Source organism: Mesorhizobium sp. M7A.F.Ca.MR.148.00.0.0 (genome assembly GCF_003997735.1).
Classification (GTDB): Bacteria; Pseudomonadota; Alphaproteobacteria; order Rhizobiales; family Rhizobiaceae; genus Mesorhizobium.
Window position 1 is genome coordinate 7,757 of the sequence record NZ_RZTB01000045.1, and the last position, 8,947, is coordinate 16,703.

General features: G+C 63.4%; 4 protein-coding genes and 1 pseudogene. All 5 read right to left on the bottom strand.

What is annotated here, in order from left to right; translation table 11 throughout:
- A pseudogene (locus EOB49_RS37690) lies at positions 1–860 on the bottom strand (ABC transporter ATP-binding protein); the annotation flags it as partial.
- Between the two features lie 67 nt (positions 861–927).
- Entirely contained in the window at positions 928–2,085 is a 1,158-nt protein-coding gene (locus EOB49_RS17935; RefSeq protein ID WP_127381763.1) for an ABC transporter permease, read from the bottom strand.
- 12 nt (positions 2,086–2,097) lie between these two features.
- A complete protein-coding gene (locus EOB49_RS17940) occupies positions 2,098–3,132 on the bottom strand; it encodes an ABC transporter permease (RefSeq protein ID WP_127381764.1) in 1,035 nt (344 codons plus the stop codon).
- 226 nt (positions 3,133–3,358) lie between these two features.
- A complete protein-coding gene (locus EOB49_RS17945) occupies positions 3,359–5,011 on the bottom strand; it encodes an ABC transporter substrate-binding protein (RefSeq protein WP_127381765.1) in 1,653 nt (550 codons plus the stop codon).
- Positions 5,012–5,277: 266 nt separating this feature from the next.
- The coding region (locus EOB49_RS37695; RefSeq protein WP_245472741.1) for a translocation/assembly module TamB domain-containing protein at positions 5,278–8,947 on the bottom strand (3,670 nt) is incomplete at its 5' end.

The following is an 8,947-nucleotide window of genomic DNA, read 5'->3' on the forward strand; positions in this document are numbered from 1 at the left end:
ATCAGCGGCCGTGAGTTCTTGTCGGCGCCCGGCAGCGGGATCGAGCGGAACAGCCCTTGCGTATAGGGATGGCGCATCCGGTCGAACACGTCCTTGATCTTGCCGGTCTCCACCGCCTCGCCCGAATACATCACCGTGATGCGGTCGCAGGTCTCGAGGATCAGGCCGAGATTGTGCGACACGAAAATCATCGACGTGCCGAACTTCTCGCCCAGCCCCTTGACCAGGTCGACGATGCCGGCCTCCACCGTCACGTCGAGCGCCGTCGTCGGTTCGTCGAGCAGAAGCAGCGCCGGCTTCGACAGCAGCGCCATGGCGATGACGATACGCTGCTGCTGGCCGCCCGAAAGCTGGTGCGGATAGGAGCGCATCATGCGCTCGGGATCGGGCAGCTTGACCGAGCGCACCATTTCGATCGCGCGCTCATAGGCCTCTTCCTTCGACACCTTGTCGTGAATCAGCGGCACTTCCATCAACTGCTGCCCGACCTTCATCGCCGGGTTGAGGCTGGCCATCGGCTCCTGGTAGATCATCGCGATCTTGTTGCCGCGAATTGAGCGCAACTCCTCGTCGGAGAGCTCGCCCATGTCCTTGCCCTGGAACTTGATCTTGCCGCCGACGATCTTCCCGATGTTGGAGAGGTCGCGCATGATGCCGAGCGACACGGTCGACTTGCCGCAGCCGGATTCGCCGACGATGCCCATCGCCTCGCCCGGCATGACGGTGCAGGAAAAATCCATGACCGCCGGGATCTCGCCCTTGCGGGTGAAGAAGGAGATCGACAGGTTCTCGATCTCGATGATCGGCGTGTTGGCCGGCCCATTGGTTGGCGTGGCGGGATTTCGAACTGCCTCGTTCATGGGTCGCTCCAATCCTGGTTCTTCTAGGCCTGTTTCTCTCAGGCGCATCGGGTCGAAACCCGCGAGATCAGTCTTTCATCGATTGTTCGCGCAGCGAGTCGGCGAGCAGGTTCAAGCCCAGCACGAACGACATCAGTGCGATCGTCGGCGGCAGCGCCGGGTGGATGAAGGAGCGCAGCAGGCGGCTGGCGTCCTTGATCGCGGTGCCCCAGTCCGGACTTTCCGGCGCCAGGCCAAGGCCGAAATAGCCGAGCGTGCCGAGCAGGATGGTGGTGTAGCCTATGCGCAGGCAGGCATCGACGATCAGCGGCCCGCGCGCATTGGGCAGGATCTCCCACAGCATGATGTACCAGGGCGATTCACCGCGCGTCTGCGCCGCCGCCACATAATCGCGCGTCTTGATGTCCATCACCAGGCCACGGACGATGCGGAACACGCCGGGGCTGGAGGCGAACACCACGGCCACGAAGATGTTGAGCTGGTTAGGATCGATATGCACGATCTTCAGCGGATCGGCGTCGAAGACCAGGCCGGCATAGATCCAGCCGCCGAGGATCAGGGTGATGCCGAGCAGGATGTAGAGCCGGTCGGGCCGGTTCTTGTAGCGGGTCCAGAACAGCACGCTGAAGAAGATGATCGGGAACATGAAGAAGACGCCGGCCATGCCATAGGGGATCGGCGTGTCCATGATGCCCGGAGTCACCAAAAGGTAGAACAGCAGGATGACCGGGAAGGCGAGCACGAGGTTGGCCAGGAACGACAGTACGGTGTCGATCTTGCCGCCATAATAGCCGGCCGGCAGGCCGAGCGTGATGCCGACCATCAGCGCGAAGCCGGTTGCCGCAGGCGCGATGATCAGCACGATCTGGCTGCCATAGACCATGCGCGAAAACACGTCGCGCGCCAGCTTGTCGCCGCCGAACAGATAGGTCAGCCCCGATTTCGGTTCGACGGCGCCCGGCAGCACATCCTTCATGATGGGAATCTGGGCCAGCGGGTCGAAGGGAGAAATGGTCGCGGCGAAGATCGCCGTGAACAGCCAGAACAGGCAGATGCCGACGCCGACGATGCCGACACCGCTGTCGAACAGCTGGCCGTAGAGCGCCAGCTTCTTCTTGTAGGCGAAGCTCGCGCCCATGACGATGACGAGCGCGATCCAGACCGGCCAGAAGCGCGACAGCACTTCGAGAACGATGGTGAAGCCACTGATGTATTGAACCGGCATCCGCTTCGCCCCCTACTGAACTCTGATACGCGGATTGAGAAATGCGTAGCCGACATCGGAAATGAGCTGCGTGATCAAGACGATGAACACCGAGACCAGCGAGCAGCCGAGCAAAAGGTCGATGTCGTTGTTGCCGGCCGCCTCGACCAGCGTGTAGCCGAAGCCCTGGTAACGGAACATCACCTCGACGATGACGACGCCGGTGAGCAGCCAGGGGAACTGCAGCATGATGACGGTGAACGGTGCGATCAGCGCGTTGCGCAAGGCATGTTTGGCCACGACGCTGCCGAAGGAAAGACCCTTCAACCTGGCAGTGCGGATATATTGCTGCGTCATCACTTCGACCATCGAAGCACGCGTCATGCGGGCGATGTAGCCGATGCCGTAGATCGCCAGCGTCATCACCGGCAAAGTGAAATTGTAGAAGGTGATGCCCTGGCTGGCCGAAGCCGCCGAGCCATTCAGCCAGCCTAGCCATGAGGCGAAGATGACGGTGAAGATGACGCCTGACACATATTCAGGCGTCGCCGTCGAGGCGATCGACGCCACGGACAGCACCCGGTCGGTTCGCGACCCCTCGCGCATGCCGGCCAGAATGCCGATCAGCAGCGAGATCGGCACCATCACCACCAGCACCCAGAACATCAGGATGCCCGTAGCGCCGAGTGCCGGAAACAGTTTTGAGGCGACGGTTGCCTTGAACTTGGTCGAGCAGCCGAAATCGCCCTGGAAAACGCCGGCGAAGGTCGGCACGAGCGGATCGTTGCAGAAGGAGAAGCGCTGCGCCGGCTTGCCGGTCGCCGGGTCTGTAACAGGTTGCTTGGGCACCACGCCCAGCCACTGCCCATAGCGGACGAAGAAGTTCTGCCGGTAGCCATGGTTGACCAGCCAGCTCTCGAGCTGCTCGGCCGACGTATGCATTTCGGTCTGGCTGATCGCCAGCTTCTTCAGATTGGGTTCGAGGTTGATCAGGAAGAAGACGACCATGGTCAGGCACAGCATCGTCAATGCCATGGTGCCAAGACGCCTGATAACGAAGGAAAGCATGGCGGCCCCCTGCCGATGGGTTGGGGTTTGAGCCGGCTATGAAAGCCAACCCTGCCGTAACCGGCGGGGCTGGCTGTCAAACAGGCCTTCGGATGCGATCAACCCTGTTTTTGTTGCATGGCCTTGCCCGCGAGTCCGCAACTTTTTTGAGAAAGTGCGGACCAGCAGGGACGGACGACGCGAAGAGCGAGGAAGGGAGCGATCCCCTTCCCCCATGTCGATGCGATCAAGCCTGCTCGAGCCAGACCTTGCCGTAGTCGCGTTCGAAGGTCGGGTGCATCTTGTAGTTCTGCACCGCCTTGACCGAGTGGCTGTAGAGCTTGCGCCAGTACGGCTGGATCATGATGCCGGAATCCTGCAGGATCTGCTCGATGTCCTTCATCATTTCCTTGCGCTTGGCGGCGTCGGCAACGGCGAGCGCCGCATTGAGCTTGGCGTCCCAGTCCGGATTCGACCAGCCGGCCTCGTTCCAGGCCTCGCCGGTGCGATAGGCGATGGCCAGAACCTGGACGCCGAGCGGGCGCATGTTCCAGTTGGTCATCGACAGCGGATACTTCGTCCAGTCGTTCCAGAACGTCGAACCCGGCAGAACGGTGCGCTTCACCTTGATGCCGGCGTCGCGCATCTGGGCGGCGATCGCATCGCCGGTATTCTTGTGCCAGTCTTCGTCGACAGTGATCAGCTCGTGTTCGAAGTCGGCCTGGCCGGCTTCCGCCATCAGCGCCTTTGCCTTGGCCGGATCACGGGCAACCTTGGGCAGCTCGTAATATTCCGGATGGATCGAGCAGACATGGTGGTTTTCGGCGACCGAACCGGCATTGCCGTAGCCGAGCTGCAAGACGACATTGTTGTCGACCGCAAGCTGCAGCGCGTTGCGCACCTTCTGGTCGCCATAGGGCTTGTTGTTGACGTTGGTGCGGCAGACGATGGTCGACGCGGTGACGATTTCCGACTTCACCAGGTCCATGCCGTCGAGGATCGACACGTAGTCGGCCGAAGTCTCGAAATTGGTGTGCACTTCGCCGGCTTCGAAAGCGCTGACCATGGCCGCCGGATCGGTGCCGTAGTCGATGAATTCCAGGCCATCGAGGAACACTTCGCCATCCCACCACTTGTCGTCGGTGCGGCGCTTGTAGACCACCTTCTGACCGACATCGTAGGAGACGAGTTCGAACGGACCGGTGCCGATCGGGCAGGCCTTGAAGTCGCCGCCCTTCTCATCGAAGGTCTTGTGGACGATGAGGCCGGGATAGTCGCACATGTTCGGAATCAGCGCGATGTCCGGCTTGGTGAGCTTCAGCACGACCGTGTGGTCGTCCGGCATGGTCACGGCGCTTTCGTCGAGCTTGTCGTCCTTGACCAGCGAGCCAAGACGGCCTGGCATGGAATTGCCTTCGGCTTTCTTGTCGGCCCAACGCTTCAGGTTGAAGACGACGTCGGCGGAGGTGAAGGCATCGCCATTCGACCAGGTGACGCCCTTGCGCACATGCAGCGTGTACTGCGTGGCATCGTCGTTGACGTCCCAGCTTTCCAGCAGATAAGGGCGGAACGTGTATTCGGACGTGTACTTGACCAACGGCTCGAGCGCCTGGCGCTCGGCATTGGCGATTTCCGACCAGTCGGCCTTGCGCGGGTCCTTGGGATCCTTAATCCACTGGGCGATCTTCAGCGTGCCGCCCTTCTTGCCCTTTACCTCTTCGGCCTTCGCCGGCGTCGGATCGGCGAGGCCGAGCAAGCCGTAAGCCATTGCCGTCGATGCACCGAAGACGCTGGCCATGGCCAGGAATTCGCGGCGATCCACCTTGCCTGCCTTGGCTTCTTCGGCCATGGCCAGGATGTGATCCGGAACGCGATCGCCATTACTCTTATAAATTGTCATGACTTAACTCCCATTGTTGGCTTTCCGCCTTTTAACATTCCGCATCCAGGCCATGATGTCAAAGACGGCGTGGATTGAGAACATGTTAGGGAATGTGCAACTTTGAAAGGGGAGCGGTTCGCGTGATAACGACAGTCTTGGCGCAAATTTGCTACTGTCCGACGGATTCTTCTGGAATCTCGGTAGTCGATTAAACTGAGACATTTACTCCAGCCCGGACAGCGCCAGAATCGATCCATCATGAGGCCAAAAGTCCTGCCGAACTATCAGTATTCCTTCTCGTAGAAGATGCCGCCCTTGGCTTCGCCGGCATCGTTGGCCTCGCCGCGCAGCTTGACGCCGCGCCCGACATTGAGGTCGATCGTAGCCTTGCCCGAGCCCGGCTTGTCGCCTTTCTGGATCGTGACATAGGTGCGGTCGTTGAGGTATTTGCCCGCCGAAACCGCCGTGCCGCCCTGGTCGTCGGTGGTGACGTCGAGGTCGTCGACACCAATGGCGCTGCGCAGGTTTTCCAGCAGCGACGTCGAGCCGCCGACGCCGGCCAGTTGCCCGGCGGCCTCGGCCAACTGGGCGATCTGCAGCGGCGACAGGTTCGACATCGAGCGCCCGAAGATCAATTGCGCCAGCACCTCGTCCTCGGGCAGCGCCGGCACGGAGGAGAAGGTGAACTTCGGATTGGTCGCCTCGCCCGACACCACGATGGTGACGGTGGCGCCGGTCGTCGTCGTGGTCGCCGTCAAATTGAGATAGGGCACCAGCGAGCCGGAAAATCCGACCGTGCCTTCGGTGAAGGTCAGCCGCTTGCCGAGAATCGACAGCCGTCCGCGCTGCAGGGTGAAGGTGCCGACCGCTTGCGGCGACGAGGCCGGGCCGGTCAGCTTCAGCGAGCCGCCAAGTTCGGCATCGACGCCCCTGCCCTGGATGAAGATCTGGTTCGGGGCGTTGACCGTGACATCGAGCGCGAGGCCGCTACCGCCGCCCTTGCCGCTGGTCGTCGGCGGCCGCAGCGCCTTGTCCTGCGCCTTTACCGCACCTGGCGCGTTCTTGTGCTTGACGTCGAGCGCCGCCAGCGAGCCCGGCAATTTGTCCGGAACGGTGATCACCGTCTTGGCGAGATTGACGGTGCCGGCAATGACCGGTGCGGAGGTCAGCGGTCCCTTGATCGTCAGGTCGCCGCCGAGATTGGCGGTCACCACCCTTCCGTCCGTATAGCGGCCGTCGACCAGCTTGATCGACAAATCGGCCGGAAAACCCTGCGCCGGGTTGATGCCGACCGTGCCGCTGGCCGACAGGCTGCCGCGCGTCGACAGCGTTCCGGTCAACCGGTTGATCCTGGCGACGCCGCCGGCAATCGAGACATCGGCGGCGAGATCGTTGACGGCGAGGCCGGAGCGCGCATCGACAAGGCGCGCACCCGAGGTGCTGACGCTGCCGCCGATGACGGGCGATGTCGCGGGACCGCGCACCTGCACGTTGACATTGGCGGTTCCAGACAGCGACAGGCCCTGCGCGGCAAGCTTCTGGCTGAGCAGGCCGAACGGCACGACGCCATTGAAGTCGAGCACCAGCGCCGGCGTCCCGGCCGTCGTCACGCTGCCGCCGCCCTTGACGCCAAGGCCGGCTCCATCGCTGACATTGGCATTGAAGGTCAGCTTGTTGGCGCCAAAGGTGCCCGACGAGGAGACACTGACCGCACCGACACCGGCACCGCGGGTCTGCGAGGTCTGCACGCCCGCCGCGTCGAGATTGAAGGCAATGGCGGGATTTGCCGGCGCGCCCGTCACCTTGACCGTGCCCGAAATCGAGCCGGCGGCGTCGAGGCCCGGCGAAAAACTGTTGGCGAGCGACATCGGCACCCGCGCCAGCGTCGCATTGATGTCGAGCGCCGTGCCGACCTTGCCGGTCACCGTCGCCGTGCCACCGCCAAGGTTGAGCACCAGCCTGTCCAGCGTCGTCGTGCCATTGGCTATGCTGACGGTCGAGGCCTGGGCAATGGCCGCCTTGATGCCCTGGACGGTCGCCTGGCCGGAGGCAAGCTCGATAGTTGTCGTGCCGTTTGCCACTTTCACCCGGCCGGCGGCCCGTGCCGGAATGCCCTTGACGGTTGCGCCGCCGGAGAAACCGGTCCAGTCGCCGTCGCGCTTCAAATCGACATCGATGCCGCTGATCACGGTACCGCCCGAAATGACGGTGTCGGCGCGGATCTTTCCGGAGATCACGGGCGCCGCCAGATAGTTGGCGACCAGCGCATCGATCGAGACGGCTTTCGCCTGCAGGTCGCCGCGCGTGATCGACGCTGTCGCCGCCTTGATGGCGACCTGCGGTGCGTTGCCGTTCTTCGAGAAAGCGATCGTGCCGCGTACGTCGCCTTCGGCCTTCTCCAGGGCAAGTGCCGCCAGCGGGCCGATATCGGGCAGGTCGAGCGCAATGGTGCCGACCGGCACGAACTTCTCGTCAAGTGCCAGATCGCCTGAAATCCTGTTCTCGCCGAGCGACAGCAGCAGGCCGTTGATGGCGCTCCTGCCGTCTGCCGTCGCCAGCACCGCGCTGCCTTGCAGCGCCTGGCCGGCGACATTGCCGGTCAGTTGCACGTTGGCCGCCGGATTGGCGGCATTGGCCTTGCCGGTGGCGGTCAGCTTCAACCCGGTGATCTCTCGCGCCACCACGAGAAGGCGGTCGCTGTCGACCGTCAGTGACAGATCCGGCGCCGTGGCCGGCCCCTGTGCGTTCAACGCGAAGGCGATGGCGCCCTTGGCATCCTTCGACAGCAGCGAGATGTCGCTCAGCGCGCCCTTGATGTCGGCGGCCACCTTGTTGTCGGCAAGGCTGGCTTGCCCGTCGGCGGTCAGCGCACCCGAGGTCAACTTCAATCCGCCTATGTTGATGCTGCCGTTGGGGTCGCGCTTCAGCGTGGCGCTGATCTCAGCGCGTTCGCCAAGCATGCCGCGCGCCGCCGCAGGCAAGGCCGACGATGGGGCATCCGCCTTCAGGTTGAGGTCTATGGCACCGTCTCGCAGCGATACCTGGCCGGCGACCTGGCTGTTCAATGCATCGCTTTTGAGCGAGCCGCTGTCGATGGCAAACAGGTCGGCCGTCAGGCGGCCGCTGACGGCTGCCGTGACCTTGCCGGCGATCAGCGGCGCGATCACCGGATTGTTGAGACCGACCTTGTCCACCGACACCGTGCCGGAAACCGGCCCTGCACGGTTCTTGAGATCGAACGCATCCGAATGCAACGCCAGGGCAAGCCCCTCCACCCTCGCCGGGCTGGTGACGATCGAGGGCAGGATCGCCGAGACATCCAGGCGGGCCCGCGTGCTCTCGCCCGCCACCTTTGCCGACAAGGACTGGATCTCGATCTTGACCGGGCTCTCGGCGCTGCCGAGGTTCAGCGGCAGGCTGGGGCCGGATGAGATGAGATCGAGCACAAAATCGCTGGCGCCGTTCGGGTTGAGGGTGCCGGTTGCCTTGCCGGAAACCTTGTCGCCGGTCAGCGTCACCTGATCGAGCACCACGCCGCCGGCAATCGTGTAGCTGCCGGCCGCGTCGACGGCGAGCAGTCCGAGCCCGGCCTGCCGGGTCTGGCTGGTTTCGATACCGGCCAGTTGCGCATTGAAGCGGACGTCGGGAGCGGCCGGCGGTCCGGTCAAACCAGCCGTGCCGCTGAGCGTGCCCACAGCATCGAGGCCGGGCGAAAATCCATTGGCGAGCGCCGCGGGCAGTGCCGAAAATTGCGCCGCGAGGTCGAGCGTCTGGCCAGCTGTCCCGGACAAGGTCACCGAGCCGCCGCCGACATCGAGCGCCAGCCTTTCGATGCTGGTCGTGCCGTTGGCGATGCTTAGTGTCGACGCCTGAGCGATTGCCGCCTTGATGCCGCGAACCGTCGCCTCGCCGGAGGCAATCTCGATGCTCGTCGTGCCGTCGGCGATCTTCACC